The 24,471-nt window shown below is 59.1% G+C and carries 24 protein-coding genes; 10 read left to right on the top strand and 14 right to left on the bottom strand.

Annotated elements, in window-relative coordinates; all coding sequences use genetic code 11:
* Positions 1–104 precede the first annotated feature (104 nt).
* Entirely contained in the window at positions 105–563 is a 459-nt protein-coding gene (locus tag ACWR1S_RS20375; RefSeq protein WP_454564740.1) for a CopD family protein, read from the bottom strand.
* Between the two features lie 99 nt (positions 564–662).
* Here ACWR1S_RS20375 and dinG point away from each other — a divergent pair, with 99 nt between their 5' ends.
* From dinG to pdxH, 5 genes are all read left to right on the top strand, one after another.
* Positions 663–2,807, top strand: a complete 2,145-nt coding sequence (gene dinG / locus ACWR1S_RS20370; protein ID WP_038358136.1) for an ATP-dependent DNA helicase DinG — start codon at positions 663–665, stop codon at positions 2,805–2,807.
* Between the two features lie 95 nt (positions 2,808–2,902).
* A complete protein-coding gene (locus tag ACWR1S_RS20365) occupies positions 2,903–5,383 on the top strand; it encodes a beta-galactosidase (protein WP_454564739.1) in 2,481 nt (826 codons plus the stop codon).
* Between the two features lie 190 nt (positions 5,384–5,573).
* A complete protein-coding gene (locus ACWR1S_RS20360; RefSeq protein WP_454564738.1) occupies positions 5,574–6,719 on the top strand; it encodes a serine hydrolase domain-containing protein in 1,146 nt (381 codons plus the stop codon).
* 113 nt (positions 6,720–6,832) lie between these two features.
* Positions 6,833–7,933, top strand: coding sequence for an OmpA family protein (locus ACWR1S_RS20355; RefSeq protein ID WP_454564737.1), 1,101 nt, complete (start codon positions 6,833–6,835; stop codon positions 7,931–7,933).
* Between the two features lie 24 nt (positions 7,934–7,957).
* Positions 7,958–8,605: a pyridoxamine 5'-phosphate oxidase gene (gene pdxH / locus ACWR1S_RS20350; protein WP_454564736.1), complete on the top strand. Its 648-nt coding sequence runs from the start codon at positions 7,958–7,960 to the stop codon at positions 8,603–8,605.
* Between the two features lie 5 nt (positions 8,606–8,610).
* Here the strand turns inward: pdxH and ACWR1S_RS20345 are convergent, their stop codons facing one another.
* A complete protein-coding gene (locus ACWR1S_RS20345) occupies positions 8,611–8,847 on the bottom strand; it encodes a hypothetical protein (protein ID WP_454564735.1) in 237 nt (78 codons plus the stop codon).
* A 168-nt stretch (positions 8,848–9,015) separates the two neighbouring features.
* On the opposite strand from ACWR1S_RS20345, the gene ACWR1S_RS20340 reads away from it, so the two are divergent.
* Positions 9,016–9,480 carry an outer membrane lipoprotein gene (locus ACWR1S_RS20340; RefSeq protein ID WP_008086349.1) on the top strand — a complete coding sequence of 155 codons (465 nt, stop codon included), beginning with the start codon at positions 9,016–9,018 and terminating at the stop codon, positions 9,478–9,480.
* A gap of 60 nt (positions 9,481–9,540) precedes the next feature.
* Here the strand turns inward: ACWR1S_RS20340 and ACWR1S_RS20335 are convergent, their stop codons facing one another.
* From ACWR1S_RS20335 to nhaA, 5 genes are all read right to left on the bottom strand, one after another.
* Positions 9,541–9,774: a DUF7683 domain-containing protein gene (locus ACWR1S_RS20335; RefSeq protein ID WP_095119200.1), complete on the bottom strand. Its 234-nt coding sequence runs from the start codon at positions 9,772–9,774 to the stop codon at positions 9,541–9,543.
* Positions 9,771–10,982, bottom strand: coding sequence for a colicin E3/pyocin S6 family cytotoxin (locus tag ACWR1S_RS20330; RefSeq protein WP_454564734.1), 1,212 nt, complete (start codon positions 10,980–10,982; stop codon positions 9,771–9,773). The genes ACWR1S_RS20335 and ACWR1S_RS20330 overlap by 4 nt, the downstream gene beginning before the upstream one ends.
* A gap of 189 nt (positions 10,983–11,171) precedes the next feature.
* Positions 11,172–11,912 carry a zeta toxin family protein gene (locus tag ACWR1S_RS20325; RefSeq protein WP_454564733.1) on the bottom strand — a complete coding sequence of 247 codons (741 nt, stop codon included), beginning with the start codon at positions 11,910–11,912 and terminating at the stop codon, positions 11,172–11,174.
* The gene (locus ACWR1S_RS20320; protein ID WP_034154984.1) at positions 11,909–12,178 is read right to left on the bottom strand and encodes a hypothetical protein; all 270 of its coding nucleotides are present in this window, start codon (positions 12,176–12,178) and stop codon (positions 11,909–11,911) included. The genes ACWR1S_RS20325 and ACWR1S_RS20320 overlap by 4 nt, the downstream gene beginning before the upstream one ends.
* A 122-nt stretch (positions 12,179–12,300) precedes the next feature.
* Entirely contained in the window at positions 12,301–13,488 is a 1,188-nt protein-coding gene (nhaA, locus tag ACWR1S_RS20315) for a Na+/H+ antiporter NhaA (protein WP_122608760.1), read from the bottom strand.
* A 250-nt stretch (positions 13,489–13,738) separates the two neighbouring features.
* Between nhaA and ACWR1S_RS20310 the strand changes: the two genes are divergently transcribed.
* The gene (locus tag ACWR1S_RS20310; protein ID WP_454564732.1) at positions 13,739–14,833 is read left to right on the top strand and encodes a PLP-dependent cysteine synthase family protein; all 1,095 of its coding nucleotides are present in this window, start codon (positions 13,739–13,741) and stop codon (positions 14,831–14,833) included.
* A 147-nt stretch (positions 14,834–14,980) separates the two neighbouring features.
* On the opposite strand, the gene ACWR1S_RS20305 is transcribed toward ACWR1S_RS20310, so the two are convergent.
* From ACWR1S_RS20305 to ACWR1S_RS20295, 3 genes are all read right to left on the bottom strand, one after another.
* Positions 14,981–16,594: an NAD(P)/FAD-dependent oxidoreductase gene (locus ACWR1S_RS20305; protein WP_454564731.1), complete on the bottom strand. Its 1,614-nt coding sequence runs from the start codon at positions 16,592–16,594 to the stop codon at positions 14,981–14,983.
* Between the two features lie 97 nt (positions 16,595–16,691).
* On the bottom strand, positions 16,692–17,345 hold the full coding sequence (locus ACWR1S_RS20300) for a COG3650 family protein (RefSeq protein ID WP_454564730.1): 654 nt from the start codon (positions 17,343–17,345) through the stop codon (positions 16,692–16,694).
* A 59-nt stretch (positions 17,346–17,404) separates the two neighbouring features.
* Complete coding sequence (locus ACWR1S_RS20295; protein ID WP_454564729.1) at positions 17,405–18,004, bottom strand: short chain dehydrogenase; 600 nt, start codon at positions 18,002–18,004, stop codon at positions 17,405–17,407.
* Between the two features lie 104 nt (positions 18,005–18,108).
* Here ACWR1S_RS20295 and ACWR1S_RS20290 point away from each other — a divergent pair, with 104 nt between their 5' ends.
* Positions 18,109–19,023, top strand: a complete 915-nt coding sequence (locus ACWR1S_RS20290) for a LysR family transcriptional regulator (RefSeq protein WP_454564728.1) — start codon at positions 18,109–18,111, stop codon at positions 19,021–19,023.
* 17 nt (positions 19,024–19,040) lie between these two features.
* Here the strand turns inward: ACWR1S_RS20290 and ACWR1S_RS20285 are convergent, their stop codons facing one another.
* Genes ACWR1S_RS20285 through ACWR1S_RS20270 form a run of 4 tightly spaced genes read right to left on the bottom strand, consistent with a single transcriptional unit; the run spans position 19,041 to position 21,487 of the window.
* Positions 19,041–19,517, bottom strand: a complete 477-nt coding sequence (locus ACWR1S_RS20285; RefSeq protein ID WP_454564727.1) for a DoxX family protein — start codon at positions 19,515–19,517, stop codon at positions 19,041–19,043.
* A complete protein-coding gene (locus ACWR1S_RS20280; RefSeq protein WP_454564726.1) occupies positions 19,514–20,272 on the bottom strand; it encodes an HvfC/BufC N-terminal domain-containing protein in 759 nt (252 codons plus the stop codon). The genes ACWR1S_RS20285 and ACWR1S_RS20280 overlap by 4 nt, the downstream gene beginning before the upstream one ends.
* Positions 20,269–21,156 carry an MNIO family bufferin maturase gene (gene bufB, locus ACWR1S_RS20275; protein WP_454564725.1) on the bottom strand — a complete coding sequence of 296 codons (888 nt, stop codon included), beginning with the start codon at positions 21,154–21,156 and terminating at the stop codon, positions 20,269–20,271. Before bufB ends, ACWR1S_RS20280 begins: the two co-directional genes overlap by 4 nt.
* 25 nt (positions 21,157–21,181) lie before the next feature.
* Complete coding sequence (locus ACWR1S_RS20270; RefSeq protein ID WP_454564724.1) at positions 21,182–21,487, bottom strand: BufA1 family periplasmic bufferin-type metallophore; 306 nt, start codon at positions 21,485–21,487, stop codon at positions 21,182–21,184.
* A gap of 215 nt (positions 21,488–21,702) precedes the next feature.
* On the opposite strand from ACWR1S_RS20270, the gene ACWR1S_RS20265 reads away from it, so the two are divergent.
* Both ACWR1S_RS20265 and ACWR1S_RS20260 read left to right on the top strand, forming a co-directional pair.
* Positions 21,703–23,094, top strand: a complete 1,392-nt coding sequence (locus ACWR1S_RS20265) for a DUF2599 domain-containing protein (protein WP_454564723.1) — start codon at positions 21,703–21,705, stop codon at positions 23,092–23,094.
* A 33-nt stretch (positions 23,095–23,127) separates the two neighbouring features.
* Positions 23,128–24,366 carry a DUF2599 domain-containing protein gene (locus ACWR1S_RS20260; protein WP_454564722.1) on the top strand — a complete coding sequence of 413 codons (1,239 nt, stop codon included), beginning with the start codon at positions 23,128–23,130 and terminating at the stop codon, positions 24,364–24,366.
* Positions 24,367–24,471 lie beyond the last annotated feature (105 nt).

Below are 24,471 nucleotides of genomic sequence, written 5' to 3'. Positions count from 1 at the left end.
CACTGATTGTTCCCACGCTCCGCGTGGGAACGCAGCCCGTGACGCTCCGCGTCACTGGACGCAGAGCGTCCCTTGAGGCATTCCCACGCAGAGCGTGGGAACGATCACGGCCTTGCCGCCGCAATCGCCACCAGCACCAGCCCGACAATCAGATTAAGCCCCACCACCCGGCGAATCCGCCCCAACACTGCCGCACCCGCCGGCCAGTCCTTCGCTTTCACCGCTTTACGCAACTCCGGCAGCATCAAACCCTGAATCCGGATAAACAGCGCCGTCATCACCACATACAAGCCCATCATCACCTGCACATACTTCGGCGCGGTCTCAAACCCGACCTGCTGCAAATGCAACATGCCCACACCGCTGATCGGCAACAGAATCACCGCAACCCAGACCCAACGGAAAAAACCTTGAAACACTTCCACCCACAAGGTCAGTCGGGCTGGGCCATCGAGGGCCTTCACAGCCGCCGGGCGCAGGACCATCCAGGCGAAAAACATACCGCCGACCCACACTAATGCGGACAGCACATGCAGGGGGTAAACGAGGCTAAAAGGTGTCATTGGGGCACTCCGTTCTGCGCGGGATTAATTAGCGGGGTATGATAGCCGCCATCCGAAACCACTGAAAATTTATCCAGCGTTTTTTGCGCCCGACAATCCATGATCAGCACTGAACTCAAAACCACGATCCAGGGCGCCTACTCGCGTTTTCTAGAGGCCAAGAGCCTCAAGCCGCGTTACGGCCAGCGCCTGATGATCGCTGAAATCGCCAAAGTCCTCGGGGATATCGACACCGACGACGAAGGCCGGCGCAGTGGCGACCCCGCAATTGTTGCGGTGGAAGCCGGTACCGGTACCGGCAAGACAGTGGCCTACAGCCTCGCAGCGATCCCGACCGCCAAACTGGCGGGCAAGCGCCTGGTGATTGCCACCGCGACCGTGGCCCTGCAAGAGCAGATCGTCTACAAGGATTTGCCCGACCTGATGCGCAACAGCGGGCTGAACTTCAGCTTCGCATTGGCCAAGGGCCGTGGCCGCTACATGTGCCTGTCCAAACTCGACATGCTCTTGCAGGAAGGCCACGCGCAAACCGCCACCGCCCAGCTGTTTGAAGAAGAAGGCTTCAAGATCGAGGTCGATGAGGCCAGTCAGAAGCTGTTCACCAGCATGATCGAAAAGCTTGCCGGCAATAAATGGGACGGCGACCGCGACAGCTGGCCGAATGCGCTGGAAGACGCCGACTGGGCGCGCCTGACCACCGATCACAGCCAGTGCACCAACCGTCATTGCCCGAACTTCGGCCAGTGCGCCTTCTACAAGGCCCGCGAAGGCATGGGCAAGGTTGACGTGATCGTCACCAACCACGACATGGTCCTGGCTGACCTCGCATTGGGCGGCGGTGCGGTGCTTCCCGATCCACGCGACACCATTTATGTGTTCGACGAAGGCCACCACTTGCCAGACAAGGCGATCGGTCACTTCGCCCATTACACGCGCCTGCGGTCCACCGCCGACTGGCTGGAAACCACCGCCAAGAACCTGACCAAACTGCTGGCCCAGCACCCACTACCGGGCGATCTCGGCAAATTGATCGAACAAGTGCCGGAGCTGGCGCGGGAGATCAAGGCCCAGCAGCAGTTCATGTTCAGCGCCTGTGAGCAGGTCGCCGATTTCAAACCCGGCGAAGACGTCGAGGGCCGTGAGCGCCCGCGTCATCGTTTCGTCGCCGGGGTGATTCCCGAGCACATGCGCGAAATGGGCATCGAGCTGAAGAAGGGTTTCTCGCGTCTCAACGATCTGTTCACCCGTCTGACCGACCTGCTCAAGGAAGGCATGGACGGCGAGGTCAACATCGGCATTGCCAGCAATCAGGCCGAAGAGTGGTATCCGTTGTTCGGCAGTCTGTTGTCGCGTGCTTCCGGCAACTGGGAGCTGTGGACAGCGTTTACCGCCGAAGATCCTGAGGACAGCCCACCGATGGCGCGGTGGCTGACCCTGGCCGAAAGCGGTTCGCTGTTCGATATCGAGGTCAATGCCAGTCCGATTCTGGCGGCGGAAACCTTGCGCCGTAGCCTGTGGAATGTCGCTTACGGTTGCCTCGTAACGTCGGCGACGCTGACCGCGCTGGGCACTTTCGACCGCTTCCGCATGCGCGCCGGTCTGCCGAAAAAAGCCGTCACCGCTGTGGTGCCGAGCCCGTTCCATCACGCCGACGCCGGTGTGTTGCGCGTGCCGGATCTGAAGGCTGATCCGCGCGATGCCGCCGCGCACACGGCGGCGATCATCCGCGAGCTGCCGGATCTGGTCGAAGGCTCGCGCGGCACCTTGGTGCTGTTCTCTTCGCGCAAACAGATGCAAGACGTGTTCGACGGCCTCGACCGCGACTGGCGCAAGCAAGTGTTCATTCAAGGCAACCTGTCGAAACAGGAAACCCTGAACAAGCACAAGGCGCGGGTCGATGGCGGTGATTCCAGTGTGCTGTTCGGTCTCGCCAGTTTTGCCGAAGGGGTGGACTTGCCGGGCGCGTACTGTGAACACGTGGTCATCGCCAAGATCCCGTTCTCGGTACCGGACGATCCGGTCGAAGCGGCGTTGTCGGAGTGGATCGAGGCCCGTGGCGGTAATCCGTTCATGGAAATCTCCGTGCCTGATGCCTCGCTGAAGCTGGTCCAGGCCTGTGGGCGTCTGCTGCGGACCGAAGAAGACCGCGGCACCATCACTTTGCTCGATCGGCGCCTGGTTACCCAGCGCTACGGCAAGGCGATCCTCAATGCGTTGCCTCCTTTCCGTCGTGAAATATCCTGAGACAACGGTGGGCAGTTTTGCCCGCCGTGTTGTCTATCTCTCTGCCATCGCTTTTCCATTGGCCATTGTTGGTCGTTAGGGAGAACTCCGTTCTTATGATCCGCCGTTCGTTGCCTGCCGTATTCGCTTTGATCTTCGCCACGCCGCTGTTCGCGGCGCCTGCGGGTCAGCAGACCCTGTTCAACTTTGTTCGCCCTGCTGACGTGGTCAAGGTCGCGACCGAAAATGCCGATTTGCCGCAAGCCAACGCCGAGCAAACACCTGAGGGCGAAGTGCTGCGCCGGGTGACGTTCAATCCGGTGGCGCGCCCGACCTTGCGTCTGACGCCGCAGACCGGTGCTTGGGACTGGTCGCAGTCGGGCATGATGACTTTGCGTTTGCAAAGCGCAATGGACTGGGCGGTGACGCTCTACGTGCAGATCCAGAGTAACGACGGCCGTACACTGGTCAGCCGCGTCGACCTGCCGGCCGGTCCTGCGCAGACCCTGCTGGTGCCGCTGGTGGCATCGACACCGTTGAGCCAAGGCATGAAGGCCGGGCCGCCAATGCCCATGACTGTTGATGGTCAACGGATCCTGCTGGCCAGCAGCAGCGGCGAGATTGATCGCAGCCAAGTGGTTTCGGTGAGCCTGTCGATGGATCAGCCGAAGGTTGCCCAGAGCTTGCTGCTCGAGCGTTTCGGTGTGCAGGACGGCGACTCGGTCACCCAAGCGGTGTACGGCAATCTGGTCGATGCTTACGGGCAATCGACCCGCAGCAAATGGCCGGAAAAGATCAGCAGTGACGAACAACTGAAATCCGCCGCCACCAAGGAACAGCAACAGCTGAAAGCCTGGCTGGCCGAGCGCGAAAAGTCTTCGCTAGACAAATTTGGCGGCTGGAACAAAGGCCCTGCGTTCAAGGCCAGCGGTTTCTTCCGTACCGAAAAACGTGACGGCCGCTGGTATCTGGTCACGCCTGAGGGGCATCCGTTTTACTCGCTGGGCGTGAATACCGTCAGCCCACAGGTCAACCAGACCTACGTGGCCGGTCGTGAGTACATGTTCGAATCTTTGCCCAAACCAGATGAACCTTTGGCCAAGCATTTTGGCGAGGGCGACAACCGTGGCGGCAACGGTGTCGATCAAGGCCGGAGTTATGCAAACGGGCGCTGGTACGACTTCTATGGCGCCAACTTGCAGCGTGTTTACGGTGACCCGTGCAAAGCAGACAGCGAAGGTAAATCCGGCGTCGCTGAAGCGGCCAAGTCCGAAGCCGCGGAATCTGCAGCGGTGAAGTCCGCAGAACCTGTCTCTGCGCCTGCGGAGCCGAAGTCCGGCGTCGCTGAAGCCGCCAAGACCGAGACTGTACAAGCAACGACAGAAAAAGCTGCCGAGCCGTGCACGGCCACTGTCGATGAGCAACAGTGGGCCAGCCACACGCTTGATCGCCTGCAAGCCTGGGGCTTCAACACGGTCGGCAACTGGAGTGCCGATTCTCTGACGGATGCCGAGCGCGTGCCGTACACCTTGCCGCTGTCGATTGTCGGCGACTACACCAGCATCAGCACCGGCAGCGACTGGTGGGGCGGTATGCCCGATCCGTTCGATCCGCGTTTCGCCATGGCCACCGAGCGCGCAGTCGCCATCGCCGCCCGCGATCACCGCGACGATCCGTGGCTGATCGGCTACTACGCCGACAACGAACTGGCCTGGGCCGGCCCCGGTGACGATCCGAAGTCCCGTTATGCGCTGGCCTACGGCACGTTGAAGATGACCACCGATGTGCCGGCCAAGCGTGCGTTCCTCAAACAGTTGCGCGACAAGTACCGCAATCAGGCGGGGCTGTCGAAGGCGTGGGGTATTGATCTGCCGGCGTGGGAATTGATGGAAGACCCGGGTTTTGTGCCGCCGCTGCCGAACCCGGAGCATCCAGAAATCGAGGCGGACTTCAAATACTTCCAGAAGGTCTTCGCCGACACGTACTTCAAAACTATCTCCGACTCGCTGAAATGGCACGCGCCGAACCAGTTGCTGCTCGGCGGCCGTTTCGCCATCAGCACCCCGGAAGCCGTGGCGTCCTGCGCGCAGTATTGCGATGTGCTGAGCTTCAACATGTACACGCTGAAACCGCAGGACGGCTATGACTTTGCCGCGCTGAGCGCTTTGGACAAGCCTGTACTGATCACCGAGTTCAACTTCGGCTCGGCGGATCGCGGCCCGTTCTGGGGCGGCGTCACGCCAGTGGCCAAAGAAGAAGATCGCGGCCCGGCATACGCCAACTTCCTCAAACAAGCCTTGAGCGAACCGTCGATTGTTGGTGTGCATTGGTTCCAGTATCTCGATCAACCGGTGACCGGGCGTCTGCTCGATGGCGAGAATGGTCACTTTGGTCTGGTGGGCGTGACGGATCTGCCGTATCAGGGGTTTGTCGAGACAGTGCGCAAGAGCAATTTGCAGGCCATTGATCAGCTTGGCAAAGAGGCCGAGAAAGCGGCCGCAGCGGCGGGGCATGAGGCTGAGGGCGGGCGCAAAGGCGAGGCCGGCAAAGGGCCGGGGGCAGGGCATGCCGGTGGACATTCCGGCAATGGCCACTAACGTGTGATGCTTTAAAAAGATCGCAGCCTGCGGCAGCTCCTACAGAGAAACGCAATCCATGTAGGAGCTGCCGCAGGCTGCGATCTTTTGACTTGGCTTTTAACCGTCTGGCCCGCAGCTGTTCCCAAATCCCTCAAGGGCTGGAACAATGCGGGCCACTTTGTAGAGTGTTTTCGCGGGGGAGTTGCGGGTGCAGATTCAGGGACATTACGAGCTTCAATTCGAAGCGGTGCGCGAAGCTTTCGCCGCACTGTTCGACGATCCCCAGGAACGCGGCGCAGCCCTGTGCATCAAGGTCGGTGGAGAAACCGTTCTCGACCTCTGGTCCGGCACTGCCGACAAGGATGGCGCCGAGGCCTGGCACAGCGACACCATTGCCAACCTGTTCTCCTGCACCAAAACCTTTACCGCCGTCACCGCGCTGCAACTGGTCGGTGAAGGCAAGCTGCAACTGGACGCCCCGGTCGCCCGCTACTGGCCGGAATTCGCCGCCGCCGGCAAAGAATCCATCACCCTGCGCCAATTGCTCTGTCATCAGGCCGGTCTGCCGGCGCTGCGTGAATTGCTCGCACCGGAAGCACTGTATGACTGGCAAACCATGGTCGATGCCCTTGCGGCCGAGGCGCCATGGTGGACGCCGGGCACAGGCCATGGTTATGCCGCAATCACCTATGGCTGGCTGATCGGCGAGTTACTGCGTCGCGCTGACGGTCGTGGGCCGGGCGAATCCATCTTTGCGCGTGTGGCCAAGCCGTTGGGCCTGGATTTTCACGTCGGTCTGGCTGACGAAGAATTCCACCGCGTCGCGCACATCGCTCGCGGCAAGGGCAATGTTGGCGATGCCGCCGCGCAACGTCTGCTGCAAGTGACCCTGCGCGAACCGACTGCCATGACCACCCGCGCTTTTACCAACCCACCTTCAGTGCTCACCAGCACCAACAAACCGGAATGGCGACGAATGCAGCAACCGGCGGCCAACGGCCACGGCAATGCACGCAGTCTGGCCGGTTTCTACGCGGGTCTGCTCGACGGCAGCCTGCTCGAAAGCGACATGCTCGAAGAGCTGACCCGCGAACACAGCCTCGGCGAAGACAAGACACTGTTGACCCGGACCCGTTTCGGTCTGGGCTGCATGCTCGATCAACCGGACGTGCCTAATGCCACTTATGGCCTCGGCCCTAAGGCGTTTGGCCATCCGGGCGCGGGTGGCTCCATCGGTTTCGCTGATCCTGAGCATGATGTTGCCTTCGGTTTTGTGACAAATACCCTTGGGCCTTACGTTTTGATGGATCCGCGCGCGCAGAAGCTCGCGCGGGTGCTTGCCACTTGTCTGTAAAGTTTCATCCGAGGTCCCAGGGTCGGAACCTCAAGCGGTTTTTCGTTTCAAAACGGCTGTTTATCCGGGCGAAAATGCTCTGATTTTTCATTACTTCATTTTGTGGATTTTCAATGTCATCTAAAAAGACCCTCGCCCTGGCCCTGTGTGTAGCGATCACCGGTTGTGCACAGACCCCAAAAAACGATGCGGACGGCGGCAGCTGGTGGCCGTTCGGCTCTTCCGACAAAGTGGCAGCCAAGGAGCCGGCTCCGGCGCCTTTGAAGCCGGCGGCGACTGCACCGGTTGCCAAAACTGAAAGCAGCAACCCTTGGTACTGGCCGTTCGGTTCCGATGATGAAGCCGCCAAGGCTGACATGAAGGCAGAAGTAGCGCCTGAAGCCAGGAAACCGGTCGCCGTGGCCAAGGCTGACGCCGACACCGGCAGCAAATGGTGGTGGCCGTTCGGCGGCAAGGATCAGCCGACCACTAAAGCGGTGCCGATGCCCGATCCGAAAGTCACGCAAGCCTGGCTGGATGACTACGAGCCGCGCCTGCGTGAAGCGGTCAAGGACAGCAACCTGCAACTCGAACGCCGTGAAAACGTGCTGGTCGTGACCGCGCCGGTTGAAGGCTCGTTCAACCCGGACCGTCCTGCCATGTTGCTGCCGGTTACCCTCGGCCCGTTCACCCGCGTGGCGAAAATTCTCGAAGCCGACCCGAAAACTGCCGTCCTGGTTTTGGGCCACAGTGACTCCAGTGGTGCAGCGCCCGCCAACATCAAGCTGAGTCAGGAACGTGCCCAGGCCATTGCGGCAATCTTCCGTCTCAGCGGTTTGCAGCGTGATCGTCTGATGTTGCGCGGCATGGGTTCGGAAGCGCCGCGCGCCGCCAACGACAGCGTTGAAGGTCGTGCCCTGAACCGTCGTGTCGAACTGCTGGTCACTCCGCAGAACACCATGGTGGCCCTGTTGAGCAAGTACAACATGCCAGCGCCGAAGCCAGTGACCATGGTCGCGGCGCAGGACGTCAAGCCAGCCGCCAAACCGGTAACCCCGGCTCCTGCGGCGAAAAAGGCCGCTGTGCCGGCAACCAAAAAGGCTCCGGCCAAGAAAGCCGCTGCCAAAGCGCCAGCTAAAAAGGCCCCGGCCAAGGCTCCAGCGAAGAAAACCACACCAGCCAAAGCCGCCGCGACCGACAAGAAAGTCGCCGCGACTGATACCACCAAGAAGTGATCCGCTAACGAAAAGGAATGCGCCATGACCCAGGCTCTGGCAGATATGCGTCGTGATTACACCCGGGATGGTCTGACCGAGGCGCAAGCCCCGGCCGAGCCGTTTGCGTTGTTCCACCAGTGGTTCGCCGACGCGGTGAAAACCGAACAGGCGCCGGTGGAAGCCAACGCCATGACCCTGGCCACGGTCGACAAGGATGGGCGTCCGCATTGCCGCATTCTGCTGCTCAAGGGCCTGGACGAGCAGGGCTTCACCTTTTTCACCAACTACGACAGCGCCAAGGGCCAGCATCTGGCGGCCAACCCGTTCGCCGCCATGACCTTTTTCTGGCCCACCCTCGAACGCCAGGTGCGCATCGAAGGGCGGGTGGTGAAGGTCACGCCTGCTGAGTCCGATGCGTATTATCAGGTGCGGCCACTGGGCAGCCGCCTCGGTGCCTGGGCTTCACCGCAGAGCCGGGTGATCAACGGGCGCGGTGAACTGGAAGATTTGCTCAAGGCCACCGAGCAGCGCTTCTCCGACACGCAACCCGACTGCCCTGAACACTGGGGCGGTTATCGCTTGCTGCCTGAGCGCATCGAGTTCTGGCAGGGCCGTTCGAGCCGTCTGCACGATCGCCTCAACTACCGTGTGCAGGGCGCCGACTGGATTCTTGAACGTCTGGCACCTTAAGCAGTCTACCGAGCGGGATAGCCTGCCGCAGCGGCTTGCAGCCACTTCGGCAGATCCCGGCGCTTGATCTTCTGCATCTGAGCATTCGCTAACTGTTCGAGCATGAAGGCGCGTTTGCCTTCATCCTTGCCCGCCAGCGACAACGCCAGGTCGCGATCCATCCAGCGTTTGATCCGCACGTACAACCACCAATGGAAGTACAGACCGGCGGCCGTGGTGACGACGATGATGAAGTAATCCATGAAAATCCTTGGTGTCCGTGGCGCAGAATCGGTAATTTGGCGCTACTGTTGGGAAACCTTGCAGGCGTCTGTACCGCGCCTGAATGAAAGCCAATTTATCCGGGCGGCGTCGTGACAGGCGTCATGCCACGGAGTTTAATGAATATATGTTCCTTTGGAGTTGATGCTATGCGTAAGTCTGTTCTGCTGGTTGCTTCCTTTTCCACGATGGCGATGTTGCTTACCGGCTGCCAATCGAGCCTGACCGGTGACTCCTACTCCCGTGACGAAGCGCGTCGCGTGCAGACGATTCGCATGGGCACCATCGAATCCCTGCGCCCGGTGAAAATCGAAGGCACCAAAACCCCGATCGGCGGCATCGCCGGTGCAGCGGTGGGTGGCGTCGGCGGCAGCGCCATCGGCGGCGGCAAGGGCAGCATCGTTGCTGCGGTCATTGGTGCGGTGGCGGGTGGTCTGATCGGCTCTGCGACCGAAGAAGGTCTGACCCGTACCCAAGGCGTGGAAATCACCGTACGTGAAGATGACGGCAGCATGCGTGCCTATGTGCAGCAGGTTCAGGAGAATGAAGTGTTCCGCGTTGGCGAACGCGTGCGCATCTCCACCGTCGGCGGGACCAGCCGCGTTTCGCACTAAGCGGAATTCAGGGTAAAGAAAACCCCGATCAGGTGACTGGTCGGGGTTTTTGTTTGCGTTTCAATGTCCATTACACGTCAGTTGAAAGTAATAGCGCGGATCTTCGATGGACTTTTGAATCAGTGCCTCAATGGCTTTGATCTGTTGCTGATTGAGGTCGTAGCCTTCCCAACCTTGCTGCTCTGTTTTCCAACCCATGATCGATTTGAGTTGCTCGGTACAATTCTCGGGCAGTTCAATTACTGATGTTTGGAAGTCAGTTTTTTTGTCAAAAGCTTCTACTAAGAATCTCAAGGCTCAATACTCCTTTTCTTGCCTTTTTTCGATTTTTTGTTCTTTTTTGTAGACGTTGGTTCGCCAGTGTTTGGATCGAACTCGCCAATGTGTTTGCCTCTGGCGTCATACTTTTCTATAGCGCCATGCATCGAGTCCCATTCAAGAATAAGCCCTTTAGCGGTTTTCCATCTTTTGCGTTTCGCGCCGCCCCCTTGAACAGCTGTTTTGCGTCCCACAACTTTCGCATCAGGGAAGGCTGGCAGGAAATCAGGCGGCGGATGGTACTCGTGATCCCCTGCTCGGGAATTGATTACGATATATACCGGCTGAACCAACGAACCTGGTGGAAAAACCAGAATAAAGTCTCGGTACTCCGGCGGATAAACCGGGTTAACCAGAATCCCTTCTGCCGCTTTCGTCGGCGGATAAACCCAGATGTGCGGTGCCTGCGGTGCAGCTTCCAGCGCGGGAATACCAAGGATGTCCGAGCCATCCACAGCCGGCGTCCAGATCAGTTCCACACCTTCGCCCAAGTCAGCAATGAACTGGCTGTCGCGCAACTTGAACTGCACGACATCAACCATTTCCCAATCGCGATTCTTGCCGGTGTAGAAACCGTAGCCCTTCAGGCTGCCGTCGGCCTGCTGTTCGACCCTCAGCCGAACACGGGTTCGCGCCTGTTCAAGTCCACGCAACTGCTCGTCGGTATACAGCGCACTGTCGCCAAGATTCGATGGCATAAACAACGCAACCAAACCAACTAAAGGCGCAACAGCCGCACTAGATATAGCAGCGGGCAGTGCTTCAAACACCGATCCCGCCAAAACCAGACTGCCAAATCCGGCCGGAACAGCAGTTGCGCCGATTTTCTTGAGAGGAACTGCGCCGCTTTCATCGGCTTCACGCGCGCCTAGCAGGATCAGGTCGCCGTAGTCCTTCAGGCTGTCCGTCGGCACCATCCCCGAAGGACTGGCGTAATCGATAATCGCATCCGGCAATTTGCAGGACTTGGCGAATACGCAGCCGGCACGAACGGACTCTGTCTTTTTAACCGCCACCTCACGGCTGCGCTCGAAAGCCTCCTGCCGCGCCAGCATGGCGTCGTAAGCGTTTTGTCTGGCCTCGCGCTCGGCCAATTCCGTGGCCGTCATGTAGCGGTAGGTGACGTGATGCCCGTCGCCTTGCGGTGGGTTTTGAACCCGGGGAATGTCCTTATTGCCAGCCACTGATCGTCCTTTCGCTCATCCATCGACAGCCCTTCGCAAAGGGCTGCGCAACGTTAACGAAGCAGGAGAATGGTGGCTGTAGGACGCGTCGCTAAAGACGTGGGGATTGTTCGACGGATGCTGATTTGTAGATTGGCTGTTGTTCGAGACTCAGAGGACTGAGCCCGCAGGAAAAATTTGTTCAGCGCACTACAGTAATTTGTCGAGCACGAACTCTTTGAACCAAGGTGGCTGAGTATCTGATTTGATCTCAATCAGATCGCCATCGGTGATCTCCGCAATCTGCGTGAGACCTTCGCTACCTTCATCCGAGTTGTCGAAAATGTAGGCTCTGTTGGAGGTCAGGATGGCATCAGACAGAAGCTCCAAAGATCTCCAGTACCGTGCCTCTATCTTTTCAGGAGGAACGCTATGCCCACCTTGTTTGACACGATACGCAACCCTGGCAATGTTGATCTGAGGGTCGGCGGTAGCGACGTAGTAAACATAAACCCGGTAACCGGAAGCATGAGCTTCGGCGAGCAGTTTGACCTTGTCAGAGGACGACATGACAGTTTCAAACGTAAAGCTGATTCGCTCTTTGATCAAAGATCTTCGTATGAAGTCGGAAAGGGCTGATGCGACGTAGGAGTCGATTACAGTATTTGCGAAGCTAAGCCTTTCACCGTCGATTTTCAGGGAATCCAGCTTTGCCAATGAGTGAGGGGATTTCTTGAGTAGAGCGTGCTCACGAAAGAATTCAAAGATGTCTTCTTTGTGAGCTTCGATGCGATAGGAGGTGAAGTCAAAATACCCTGTATCTTTGATTGAGCGTTCTATGTCATCAGGATTTATGTAATGTCCCAGCAAATGCGCTGGAACCAGTCGATTGAAGGTGCTTTTTCCTGACCCGTTCGGGCCTGCGAATATCCGTATTCTCGGTGTGCTCAAGAAATAACCTGTTTCGAGGATTTGTTGATGTGCAGGCGAGTGCCGCTTTTCAGATTTCCGTAGGTGCCTATTGTGCGCAAAGCAACAGAACTCTTCTCTGTCACTTCAAATAGCTGACCATCTTTAGCAACGAGCACTGCAGCACCATTGGCGAGCGCCATTCTGTAGGCGTTGCTGAATGCCTTCAGAGCGATGTCCGGAATCCGAGACTCCTGTATGGAAATCTGATCGTCCGTCATTGGGCGTTTTTCTGCTTTACGTGACATGGATGACTCCAGAATCGGTGCTGAAAAGGTGCGGCTGTCGACCAAAGATATAGCACACTTGCGAGGTTGAGAGCCAAGCCCCTCTGGATAGAAGGGCCTCGACTTTTGTAGAAAAATGCGTCTCAAGCGTTTTTCAGAGTATTCCGGCGACTCGCCGCCGCCGTCACCGCATAACCAATCAACGCCGCCAGAATCGACCCGGTCAAAATTCCCATCCGGTCCATCCCGGCGTAATCACTCACACCCGGCTCAAACGCCAGTGAACCGACAAACAGGCTCATGGTGAAGCCGATGCCGCACAGGATCGCCACGCCCAGCACCTGACCCCAGTTGGCGCCTTGGGGCAGGGTGGCGATGCCAATCTTCACGGCCAGCCATGTCAGGCCGAATACACCAACGGTCTTGCCCAGCAGCAGGCCTACCGCAATGCCCATTGGCACGTGGTGAGTGAAGCTTTCGACGGTTACACCGCTCAGTGAAAGGCCGGCGTTGGCGAAGGCGAACAGCGGCAGGATGCCGTAGGCCACCCATGGGTGCAGCGCATGTTCGAGGGTCAGCAACGGCGACGGCTCGGCGTTTTTAGTGCGCAGCGGGATGCAGAAGGCCAACGTCACACCGGCCAGCGTGGCGTGCACACCGCTCTTGAGTACGCAAACCCAGAGGATCAAACCGATGATCATGTACGGCCCAAGCTTGACCACCCCTAGCCGGTTCATCGCCACCAGCGCTGCAATGCACGCAGCCGCGAGGCCCAGCGACAGCGTCGACAATTCACCGGAGTAGAAGATCGCGATGATCACGATGGCGCCGAGGTCATCGATGATTGCCAGGGTCATCAGGAACAGCTTCAGTGACACCGGCACGCGCTTGCCGAGCAGGGCCAGCACGCCGAGGGCGAAGGCAATGTCGGTGGCGGTCGGGATCGCCCAGCCGTCGAGGGCTGCCGGATTGTCACGGTTGAGGAACCAGTAGATCAGCGCCGGCACCAACATGCCGCCGATCGCGGCCGCTCCGGGCAGGACGATCTGTGATGGTTTCGACAGCTGGCCGTCGAGGACTTCGCGCTTCACTTCCAGGCCGATGAGCAGGAAGAACATCGCCATCAGACCGTCGTTGATCCACAGCAGCAGGGGTTTGGCGATTTTCAACGCACCGATCTGCGCCACCACCGGAGTGTCGAGCAGGCCGGTATACAGCCACGACAGTGGCGAGTTGTTGATAATCAAAGCCAGGATGGCTGCGGCGATCAATAACAGACCGCTGGCAGCTTCCAACTGAAAGAAACGCGTGAAAGTGCTACGCAGAGGCAAGGTCGCTCTCCATCGATAAAGTCAAAAGGTGGGACACCCTAACCCGTACTGTTAGTTGTTAAAACAAAAGTTATATTCTTTTTTGTTATATGTCGTTACAAGGTGTCTGGCTCAAGCCACGCTGAGCCTAGCAGTTGCCTGACATATTGAGACTCAGCTGTATCTGTGCGCGCTATAGGATTTTTCCTAAGCTGATGAGTGAGTCTTTCGAACAGCTTCATCTCCTGCCGATTCAATGAGAACCATCACCATGAGCGACAACCGACAGTGGGCCCGCGAAGCCATCCGCATTATCGAGGCGGATTTTCAGCGCAGCGCCGACACCCACCTGATCCCTTTGCCGCTACCGGGTTTTGCGGGCATCGAGTTGTATTTCAAGGATGAATCCAGCCATCCGACCGGCAGCCTCAAACATCGTCTGGCCCGCTCGCTGTTTCTCTATGCGCTGTGTAACGGCTGGCTGAAACCCGGCGCGCCGGTCATCGAGGCGTCCAGCGGTTCGACGGCGATTTCCGAAGCGTATTTCGCGCGGATGCTCGGTCTGCCGTTTATTGCGGTGATGCCGGCGACCACGTCCAAAGAGAAGATCGCGCAGATCGCTTTCTACGGTGGCCAGAGCCATCTGGTGAAAGATCCCACGCAGATCTACGCCGAGTCCGAGCGCCTGGCCCGCGAGCATGGCGGCCACTTCATTGATCAGTTCACCTACGCTGAACGCGCCACCGACTGGCGCGCGAACAACAACATCGCCGAGTCGATTTTCCAGCAGATGCGTTACGAGAAGCACCCGGAACCGAGCTGGCTGATCTCCAGCCCCGGCACTGGCGGCACCACCGCGACGCTCGGTCGTTACGTGCGATACCGCCAGCATTGCACCCGCGTGTTGTGCGCCGATGCCGAGCGTTCGGTGTTCTTCGATTACTACCAGACCGGCGATGCGAGTTTGCGTCTGGATTGCGGTTCGCGCATTGAAGGTATTGGCCGGCCGCGCGTCGAAGCGTCGTTCCTGCCCAAGGTGATCGATGCGATGGTCAAAGTGCCGGACGCCTTGTCGCTGGCGGCCATGCATTATCTGGCGCAGCGTCTGGGACGGCATGTTGGCGGGTCCAGTGGGACCAATCTGATCGGTGCGTTGATGGCGGCGCAGCAGATGAAAGCGGCGGGAGAGTCGGGGTCGATCGTGGCGATTCTGTGCGATGGCGGCGAGCGGTATGCCGACACCTATTACGATCAGGATTGGCTGAAGGCGCAGGGTTATGAGTTGAGCGGGTTGATCGAGGCGGTGGCGGCGAGTGCCGAGCGCGGTGAGCTGCTGCCGACCTCAGTCCTGCGCGCCAATATCTAAAGAAACACACAAAACAAATGTGGGAGCGACGGTGCGACGATTCGACCTGCTCGCGAAGGGGTCATCTCATTCAACATCATCAGTTGACTGAAATACCGCTTTCGCGAGCAGGCTCGCTCCCACAGGGTTTTGTATTGCTTCAGATGATTAGTCAGTCAGACCGAGAATATCGCGCGCCACAGCTTCAGCAATCCGAATCCCGTCAACACCCGCCGACAGAATCCCGCCCGCATAACCCGCGCCTTCACCGGCCGGGAACAAGCCTTTCACGTTCATGCTCTGCAGCGTTTCGTTACGCGTAATGCGCAGCGGCGACGAGGTGCGTGTCTCGATCCCGGTCAACACCGCATCGTGCAGCGAGTAACCGCGAATCTGCTTCTCGAACGCCGGCAAGGCTTCACGAATCGCTTCAATCGCAAATTCCGGCAAGGCCAGGGCCAGATCACCCAGCGCCACCCCCGGTTTGTACGACGGCTCGACTTCACCCAACTCGGTCGATGGAATGTCGTTGATGAAGTCGCCAACCAGTTGCGCCGGCGCCTTGTAATCGCTGCCACCCAGAATGAACGCGTGGGATTCCAGGCGTTCCTGCAACTCGATCCCGGCCAGTGGTCCGCCCGGATAATCGACTTCCGGCGTAATACCGACAACGATGCCGGAGTTGGCGTTGCGCTCGTTACGCGAGTACTGACTCATGCCGTTGGTGACCACGCGGTTCGGCTCGGACGTCGCCGCGACCACGGTGCCGCCCGGGCACATGCAGAAGCTGTAGACCGAACGGCCGTTCTTGGCGTGGTGCACCAGTTTGTAGTCGGCAGCGCCGAGTTTCGGGTGGCCGGCGTATTTGCCCAATCGCGCGCGGTCGATCAGCGATTGCGGGTGTTCGATGCGGAAACCCACCGAGAACGGCTTGGCTTCCATGAACACGCCACGGCTGTGGAGCATGCGGAACGTGTCGCGGGCGCTGTGGCCGAGGGCCAGAACCACGTGTTTCGAATGCAGGGTTTCACCGCTCGCCAGTTCGACGCCGACCAGTTGGCCGTCTTCGATCAGCACGTCGGTGACGCGCTCCTGGAAGCGCACTTCACCGCCCAGTTCACGGATCTGCTCGCGCATGTTTTCAACCATACCGGTCAGGCGGAACGTACCGATGTGCGGCTTGCTGACGTAGAGGATTTCTTCCGGCGCGCCGGCCTTGACGAACTCGTGCAGGACTTTGCGGCCAAGGAACTTCGGGTCCTTGATCTGGCTGTACAGCTTGCCGTCGGAGAACGTCCCCGCGCCGCCTTCGCCGAACTGCACGTTGGACTCGGGGTTGAGTACGCTTTTACGCCACAGGCCCCAGGTGTCTTTGGTGCGCTGACGAACTTCGGTGCCACGCTCGAGGACGATTGGTTTGAAGCCCATTTGCGCCAGCAGCAGGCCGGCGAAGATTCCGCATGGGCCGAAACCGACGACGATCGGGCGCTGGCTCAGGTCGCTTGGCGCCTGGCCGACGAACTTGTAGCTGACATCCGGCGCCACGTTGACGTTACGGTCGTCGGCGAACTTGCCCAACACCTTGGCCTCGTCGCGCACTTCGAGATCGATGGTGTAGATGAAGCACAGTTCGGAGGACTTTTTGCGCGCATCGTAGCTGCGCTTGAACAAGGTGAAATCGAGCAAATCATCGCTGGCGATGCCCAGGCGCTGCACGATGGCAGGGCGCAGGTCTTCTTCGGGATGGTCGATTGGCAGCTTGAGTTCAGTGATTCGTAACATGGCGAGGATCCGGGTTCGCGGGGCGCACAACTGCGCCAGAGCGTTTGAAGGCCGCGATTATAAGCCGCAAAGGCCGGATCCGGTGAGGCTAAAACGCTCAGTCGTTGCGCGATCCGCCGAAATACCCGCAACCGCGCTGCACCTGGCCATCGATGCGCAACTCGGCGCTCATGTGCTGCACACTGCCGGTGCTGCTGTCGACGCAGCGCTGCGGCGCGACCCACAATTCGATGCGCTGGTTGTTGGCTTCGCTGCTGAGATTGAAGCGGCCATCGCCCAGTTGTTCTTCAACATAGGGCACGGCAAGCGGCGGCTGGCCTTCGCGATCGATGACCATGCCCTTGCCACTGACTTTGACGTTCCATTCCGGGCCATGGCCGGTGGCGCGCAGGATCAGTTGTTTGAAGTTGGGATCATCGCAGGCCGTGCCGGAACGCTCGACGCGGTACAGCTGAGTCAGATCGAGACGGTCGCCAGCGACCTTGCCGCGCACATCGGCGAACAGCTTGCCTTGCTCGTCGGCGAGGGTCGCCGCTTCTTGCAGAATGCTGGTGCCACCGATGTCATTGACCACCAGTTGGCGCTGATCCTGGCACGGCTGGAACACCAGTTTGCCGTCAGCGGCGGTCAGTTGCCCTTGCATCCGCGTTTGCCCGACGTGCGAGACACTTTCTCGCTGGCCATCGAACAACTGGCAAGCGGCAAACAACGGCAGCAGGGCAACAACGACTAACGAACGGGCGACACGCATCTTCGGCTCTCCAGACAAGTGTCGTCACGTTACGCAGCCTGACCGTTCATCACAAGGGTTTAGCCCACGTGAAATGTCTGACCTGTCTGCAAGCCTTCGACACTTTTCGCGTAGGCCAATGCCACATCCGCCGCAGGAACCGGCTTGTAGCCACGGAAATACGGGGCGTAGCTGCCCATCGCTTCGAGCAGTACGGTCGGGCTGATCGAGTTCACTCGCAGGCCGCGCGGCAGTTCGATGGCGGCGGCGCGCACGAAGCTGTCTAGGGCGCCGTTGACCAGCGCTGCCGAGGCGCCGCTGCGGATCGGGTCGTGGCTGAGCACGCCGGTGGTGAAGGTGAATGACGCGCCGTCATTGGCGAATTCGCGGCCGATCAGCAGCAGGTTGACCTGGCCCATCAGTTTGTCTTTGAGGCCGAGGGCAAAGCTGTCTTCATTCATCTCGCCCAGCGGGGCGAAGGTCACGTTGCCCGCCGCGCACACCAGCGCATCGAACTTGCCGGTCTGTTCGAACAGCTTGCGGATCGATGCGCTGTCACTGATATCGACATTGAATTCGCCGCTGTTGCGACCGATACGAATCACGTCGTGGCGTTGCGACAGTTCTTTGTCCACCGCCGAACCAATGGTGCCGCCAGCGCCTATCAACAGAATCTTCATCGAGCTGTACCTCAAGTGAGTGAACGAGGTTTCAGTCTAGAGTGGTTTTTTCTGCAGATAAGCGCACTAATAGGCAACCTTTGGTTTTCAAATGGAAACAATCCATGAGCGAAATGGATGATCTGGCGGCGTTCGCCGTGTTGATCGAAGCGGGGAGTTTCACCTTGGCAGCGCAGCAATTGGGCTGTAGCAAAGGGCAGTTGTCCAAGCGCATCAGCCAGCTCGAAGCACAGTTTTCCGTAGTCTTGCTGCAACGCACTACCCGGCGCTTGAGCCTGACTGCAGCGGGCGCTGCGTTATTGCCGCAGGCGCAGGCGCTTGTAGTCCAGGTCGAAAAAGCGCGTCAGGCATTGGCGCGATTGAAGGACGACATGGCCGGGCCCGTGCGTATGACGGTTCCGGTGTCGCTCGGGGAAACCTTCTTCGATGGTCTGCTGATGGAGTTTTCGCACAAATACCCCGACGTGCAGATCGAGCTGGAGTTGAACAACAGCTACCGCGATCTGTCACGGGACGGCTTTGATCTGGGGATCCGCAGTGAGGTGGCCAATGACGATCGACTGGTGGCCAAACCGTTGCTGGCCTGGCAGGAAATGACCTGCGCGAGTCCGTCTTATCTTGAGCGCTTCGGTGAACCGCTGACGCCGCAAGCACTGGCTGAGCATCGGTGTTTGCTCAACAGCCACTACAGCGGGCGCGAGGAATGGCTGTATCACCAGCAGCATGAACTGCTCCGGGTTCGCGTGTCAGGACCGTTTGCCAGCAACCATTACAGCCTTCTCAAGAAAGCCGCGCTCAGTGGCGCCGGTATCGCGCGATTGCCCTCGTACTTGCTGCAAGCGGAACTGGCTGACGGCAGGTTGCGCTGGCTGCTGCGAGATTTTCAGACCCGACGCATGCCGATGTATTTGGTGCATCCGTATCAGGGCGGACTGCCGAAGCGCACGCAGGTGCTCGCAGACTATTTGATCGGCTGGTTCAAGCGCAGCGGTGAAGCGCTGGATCGCCTTCAGCGCTGAGCCCAAAAGGATTTTGCTTATTTTGCGAATCGGCGGGCGATCAGGTGATCGATCGACACCTTGCCCGGGCCGGTCGCCATCAGATACAGCAACACCGCCGCCCAGGTGCCGTGAGTCGGATAGGCATCGGGGTACACAAACAGTTGAATGGTCAGCGTCATGCCCAACAACGCCAGTGCCGAAAACCGTGTGGCGAAGCCGATCAGTATCAGCACCGGGAAAAAGTGTTCGGCGAACGCCGCCAGGTGCGCGGCGAGTTCCGGTGACAGCAGGGGCACGTGGTATTCGCTTTTAAACAGTGGAATCGTCGAGTCGGCCAGACGTGGCCAACCGAGCTGAAAAGTGCCGTCGATCAAGTCGATGGCCAGTCCCTCGACCTTGGTCTGCCCGGACTTCCAGAACACCGCTGCAATCGAGAAACGTGCAATGAAGGCGATCAGACTGCGGGGGATTTTCTCCAGCAGCGCGATGGCGCGGGTGATGAGGTTGTTCATGGCAGTTCCTTGTTGTTCAGGTGAGTGATGACGTTGCGAGCGATCAGCAGGCCGAGGGTTTGGCCGAGATCGAATTCCGGGCTGTTTTCCGCTGCTGCCAACAAGGGCTGGCCATCGATCAGATGGCGAATAAACACGCTGGCGCCGGGTTCCAGAGCAAATACCTCGACCTCAAGACCGTTGCGCAGCACCAGAGCGTGCTGCCCGTGGTTGACCTCGATGTGCTCCAGCGTTGCGTCCCGCTGATGAGCGGCCCAGATCGCAACCACGGCGTAGGCTGAGTCGAGCAGATGCAGAGAGGGGTGAAGTTGCAGGCGCAGGTCGATCAAGGCCTGAGGGGCGGTCAGTGCAGCGGTGATGTGCTCCGGCCGCACCGCAGTTGCATCAGTGGCGTGATAGGCGCAAGTGCGCAGGTGTTCAAGGCGTGCCACGTCCGCCAGATATGGCACGCTGGCGGCCGGTTCAAACGCGGCAATGAAGTCCGCGAACGCTTCGCCATAACGGTTCATCAACGGATTGTGTGGTGGTTGTTCTTGTACGAAAACGGCGGCCATGGCTCGGAAAAACTCCTCGCCTGTCAATTGCACAACCACCGGGTAACTGTCCGCCAGCGCATTGATCAGTGAGCCCTGCACGTTGTTGCGATACACCGAAAAACGGCTCGCGGGATCTGCCCCGTTGGGGCTGCAGAGGCCATCGGGGCACGGCAGTCGCACATCGAGCAGCGCAGCGCTGAACGCTGCCTGAGTACTCATGACTGACTCCCGGCGCCCATCAGCGACGCATCAGCCTGTTGCGCCTCGGCGAGTAACACCGCGAATGCCGGCACTTGATTGTCGCGTTCGATCAACGTCGCCACCGGGCCGATACGTTGCAGCACTTGCCGGTACAAACGCCAGACGGCTTGATCGATCGGGGCGCCGTGATCGTCAATGAGCAAACGATCACCGAGGCTGTCGCAATCTTCGGCAAAACCGGCCAGATGAATTTCGCCAACCGCGTGCAGCGGTAACGCATCGAGGTAAGTCAGCGCATCACGCTGATGGTTCACGCAAGAAACGTAGACATTGTTGACGTCCAGCAACAGACCACAGCCGCTGCGGCGGATGACCTCGGTGATGAAGTCAGGCTCATCGATGGTCGAGCGCTGAAACCCCAGATACGTCGCCGGGTTCTCCAGCAGCATGGGGCGCTTGAGGCTGTTCTGAACCTGATCGATATGCTCACAGACGCGGTTCAGCGTCGGCGTGTCATAGGTCAGCGGCAACAAGTCATTGAGAAACACCGGGCCATGGCTCGACCAGGCCAGGTGTTCGGAAAAGGAGTGTGGTTGATAGCGTTCGATCAACTCGGCAAGACGCTTGAGATGCTGGTGATCCAGCGGGCCTTCAGCGCCGATGGACAAACCGACACCGTGCAGCGACAGCGGATATTGCTCGCGGATCAACCCGAGAAAATGATGAAACGGACCGCCGGCCACCATGTAGTTTTCGGCGTGGACTTCGAAGAAGCCAATGTCCGGTTGTGAACCGAGCACTTCACGAAAGTGCCCGGTCTTGAGCCCCAGCCCGGCACGGGACGGGAGCCCGGTGAGGGCTGCCTGAGTGCAGGAGGGGGCATGGTCATTGATTGTGAGCATGATCGTCACTCAGGCATACCAAGGATCAGGACTTGGCTTTGAACGCTTCCATCTGGCCGAATCCGGTCGGCGAGGTTTTGCTTTCAGTGGTGGTGCAGGTGCCTTTCGGAACGAGTTTCCAGGCGTTGGCCTGATAGTCCATTTTCGCCGTGCCGGCACAGGTAGTGCCTGCACCTGCGGCGCAATCGTTGTGACCTTTCATGGCCACGCCGAAGCATTTCTCCATGTCGGCGTCAGCGGCGTGTGCGGTGGAGACGGCGGCGATGCTCAGAGCAGAACCGAGTGCCAGAACCAGGGCAGTGGCGGACAGGGTGCGGGTGGTAGCAGTCATGATGTTTCTCCAGTCTTGGTCAGGGTTTTTACAAGCGGTTTGCGCTTGCTTACCCCACTAGAGAAAGCCCACTGCGATGCGTTACAGCGATGCTCAAATTATTTTTAAATAACCTGCAGGCTGACTTTTTGTTCTATCCCACCGGACTGCCAAGGCTGTTCTATAGTCAACTCGAAGGCCCCTTTGCCCGGGCCGATTTACCAGGACGGTATCTCATGAAAAAGGATCGCTCAGACTCCGCTGTGCTATCGCACCGGACTTTATCTTTTGCCCTGGCCTGCGCATTCCCCTTGTGGCTCAGTTCGGCGGCTGCCCAGACAGTCTCCGATCCGCAGGACACACTCAAGCGCATCAACCTCAACTACAACACCCTCAAAGACGCTTGCCAGGAACCCGACACCGGTGCCGCACGCGGCCTCTACTATTGCAGTGGCGTGACCTTGCGCATGGTCAACGACGGGCCATTCAATCCTTGGGATTACAGCCCTTACGCGATCAAGATTGGCGCGACCTCCTACTCGTGGATCCGCAAGGATCTGAGCACGCGAATCCTCATTCACCCGGCCGGTTTCATCCTGCGTACACCCACCGATGCAGCGTCGCTGAATCTACCGGTCAAGGAGCAGGGCTTCACTTGCATCTACGCCTTCGATGGCGGCACCGGGCCTGAGCGCAAGTGGTATGGCTGCGGTTTCTTCGACAGCCGCGAACCGCCGCGTGCGGCTCAGGGCACCATGAACAACCGCAATGCCGCGCTGGCCTATGGCACCTGCGCCGAAGCCGGGGTCAGCACCGCCGAGCAGTGGACACAGAAATACACTGGGTTGATGAAAGGGCCGATCCAGTACGGCCAGTGCTCGTGGAACGCGGAAAAACCCAGCGACTGGAAGGCAATGATCCGGGTTCACGAATCACGGCCGAACACCACCAACAAGGACCCCTTTGCCTTCAGCGCACAGGTCAACGAGTTCATGTTGAAGAACGCCACGGCGAGCAACGACGGCAGCGAAAACATGAAGTACATCGATGCCTTTATCTACAACGTCAACAGCACGCAAAACTTCGCCACGCGCGGTGATCAGGCCCCACCGAAACCGGAGAATGGCCTCAACAGCGCCCGCAACTTTCAGAAAAAGCTGCATGCACGAGGCTACAGCGTGCCGATCCTGCGGCTGGATTTCACCAAGCCGCCCGAGCAGCGTTTCAGCTACGTCGCGGCTGATCAGGTGATCGACTCGATGGTGGTCGGCGGCGCGCAGCTGACGCCCGTTGCGCCTGCGCCGAACTACATCGCCTCAGCCAACTGGATCAAGCGTTACGACCCCGGCACACGCAAAGATGAATGGAGCTTGAGCGTCGTGCCCACAGCGGCAGGTCGAGCATTGCCCAACGAGCAACTCGGGGCTTTGTACGACCAGTTGTTCGCCCTTAAAGGGGCCGACAGCAACTGGCGCGACAATGAAAAATCCGTCGGCAGCATGCGTCAGCAATTGAGTTGCGTCCTGGTCAATTACCGCGCCAAGACGCCATGGAATCTCGAGCCGTTTCGCCCGGCGTTGTCGGACAGCGAGACTCGGGCAGCGGGGTGCAATCCCGTCCCGCGTTGAAGGTGTGTTTGGCTAATCAAGGAGATGCAAGCCATGAAAAAACGCTTGAACAGGATCGCCCCATTGCTGATGTTGCCACTGCTGGTACAGGCCACCTGGGCCAATGCCGAGTCATGCGACGAGACGCTGAAAAAGGTCGAGACGTTGTACAACAAGACCGTCGACAGTTGCGGCCAGGACCCCGCGTCCGACTGTTCCGGGCTGTTGGTGCGGGGCACGCACCGGGCGGATCCGGCAAAGGGGCAGAAATGGGACGTGTGGAATCCCAGCCCGAAAGCCGTGGAGTTGGGGACGTTTGCCGCCTCGTATATGCGCGCTGATGGCATCAGTTATGAAGACCCCGGCATGAGTACGCAAAATGGCTACCTCATTACGCCAAGGGATCTGATTCGCGACCCCGAGACGCCGGTGCACCTTTACTGTGCCTTTCCCAATGACGCCTGGACCGACTATCGCAATGACCGCGGTTGTGGTGACAACAAAAACACTGCGCCGGCCGAAGCGGTTTGTCAGGCCATGAAGCCGCCGATCAGCAATCCGAGTGCCTGGGTCGCGCACTTCACCCAGTACAACAACAATCGGCAACAGGACCAGTTGCAGTGCGGCTTCAACATGCGCAATCCGATGAGCAGCAAGGAGCGGGTCGACGCCTTTCGCAACTTCATGGGCGCGCGCAAAGTCATCAACAGCCGCGAGTTTCAAACCCAGACGGAGCTGCGTCTGGGCAATCCGAAAACCGATGAACTGCCGATTCTGGCGTTTTTCTACAGCGATCAACGCGGCTTGAACGATGCGATGGCCAATCAGCGCGACTACAAGGCCAAGACCGGCAAGGACCGCAATATCATCAAGATCGACTTCCCGAAAACACCGGTCGGCAAGGCTTCGTTTTCGTGCATCCAGACCGCAACGCCGGCGGCGCCGCAGTTCTGTGAGAAGTACATCGAATCGAGCACTTGGGTACAACGCCCCGATCCGAAACTGGGGCCGAACACCTGGTCGCTTTCGGTGGTGCCGACCGCTTGCGGACGCGCGATCAAGGATGACCAGACCGACCGGATGTTTGCCGAGTTGTACAACAAGCACAAGGATGATCAGCAGTGGCGGCAGTACAGCGTCAATGGCGGGTCGCTGCGCCGGCAGATGGTTTGCCACCTCGCGGCCACCTACGAGGGCAAGCCTGTGCGCAACAAGCCGGAGTGGAATCTTGAACCGGCACGTCCGTATGTCGATCAGGCCACCGCTGTAGCCCAACACTGCAACCCGTACTGACAATACACCCCGTGTAGGAGCTGCCGAAGGCTGCGATCTTTTGATCTTTTTTTTTAAAATCAAGATCAAAAGATCGCAGCCTTCGGCAGCTCCTACAGGGGGATT

The sequence above is a fragment of the Pseudomonas sp. AIG genome, assembly GCF_977020205.1.
This window is presented reverse-complemented; position numbering and strand designations above follow the sequence as displayed.

Excerpts from the sequence above, each read along its gene's own strand:
- ACWR1S_RS20375 (WP_454564740.1), bottom strand. The coding sequence starts at position 563 with ATGACACCTTTTAGCCTCGTTTACCCCCTGCATGTGCTGTCCGCATTA.
- dinG (WP_038358136.1), top strand. The coding sequence starts at position 663 with ATGATCAGCACTGAACTCAAAACCACGATCCAGGGCGCCTACTCGCGT.
- ACWR1S_RS20365 (WP_454564739.1), top strand. The coding sequence starts at position 2,903 with ATGATCCGCCGTTCGTTGCCTGCCGTATTCGCTTTGATCTTCGCCACG.
- ACWR1S_RS20355 (WP_454564737.1), top strand. The coding sequence starts at position 6,833 with ATGTCATCTAAAAAGACCCTCGCCCTGGCCCTGTGTGTAGCGATCACC.
- pdxH (WP_454564736.1), top strand. The coding sequence starts at position 7,958 with ATGACCCAGGCTCTGGCAGATATGCGTCGTGATTACACCCGGGATGGT.
- ACWR1S_RS20345 (WP_454564735.1), bottom strand. The coding sequence starts at position 8,847 with ATGGATTACTTCATCATCGTCGTCACCACGGCCGCCGGTCTGTACTTC.
- ACWR1S_RS20340 (WP_008086349.1), top strand. The coding sequence starts at position 9,016 with ATGCGTAAGTCTGTTCTGCTGGTTGCTTCCTTTTCCACGATGGCGATG.
- ACWR1S_RS20320 (WP_034154984.1), bottom strand. The coding sequence starts at position 12,178 with ATGTCACGTAAAGCAGAAAAACGCCCAATGACGGACGATCAGATTTCC.
- ACWR1S_RS20310 (WP_454564732.1), top strand. The coding sequence starts at position 13,739 with ATGAGCGACAACCGACAGTGGGCCCGCGAAGCCATCCGCATTATCGAG.
- ACWR1S_RS20305 (WP_454564731.1), bottom strand. The coding sequence starts at position 16,594 with ATGTTACGAATCACTGAACTCAAGCTGCCAATCGACCATCCCGAAGAA.
- ACWR1S_RS20300 (WP_454564730.1), bottom strand. The coding sequence starts at position 17,345 with ATGCGTGTCGCCCGTTCGTTAGTCGTTGTTGCCCTGCTGCCGTTGTTT.
- ACWR1S_RS20295 (WP_454564729.1), bottom strand. The coding sequence starts at position 18,004 with ATGAAGATTCTGTTGATAGGCGCTGGCGGCACCATTGGTTCGGCGGTG.
- ACWR1S_RS20290 (WP_454564728.1), top strand. The coding sequence starts at position 18,109 with ATGAGCGAAATGGATGATCTGGCGGCGTTCGCCGTGTTGATCGAAGCG.
- ACWR1S_RS20285 (WP_454564727.1), bottom strand. The coding sequence starts at position 19,517 with ATGAACAACCTCATCACCCGCGCCATCGCGCTGCTGGAGAAAATCCCC.
- ACWR1S_RS20280 (WP_454564726.1), bottom strand. The coding sequence starts at position 20,272 with ATGAGTACTCAGGCAGCGTTCAGCGCTGCGCTGCTCGATGTGCGACTG.
- bufB (WP_454564725.1), bottom strand. The coding sequence starts at position 21,156 with ATGCTCACAATCAATGACCATGCCCCCTCCTGCACTCAGGCAGCCCTC.
- ACWR1S_RS20270 (WP_454564724.1), bottom strand. The coding sequence starts at position 21,487 with ATGACTGCTACCACCCGCACCCTGTCCGCCACTGCCCTGGTTCTGGCA.
- ACWR1S_RS20265 (WP_454564723.1), top strand. The coding sequence starts at position 21,703 with ATGAAAAAGGATCGCTCAGACTCCGCTGTGCTATCGCACCGGACTTTA.
- ACWR1S_RS20260 (WP_454564722.1), top strand. The coding sequence starts at position 23,128 with ATGAAAAAACGCTTGAACAGGATCGCCCCATTGCTGATGTTGCCACTG.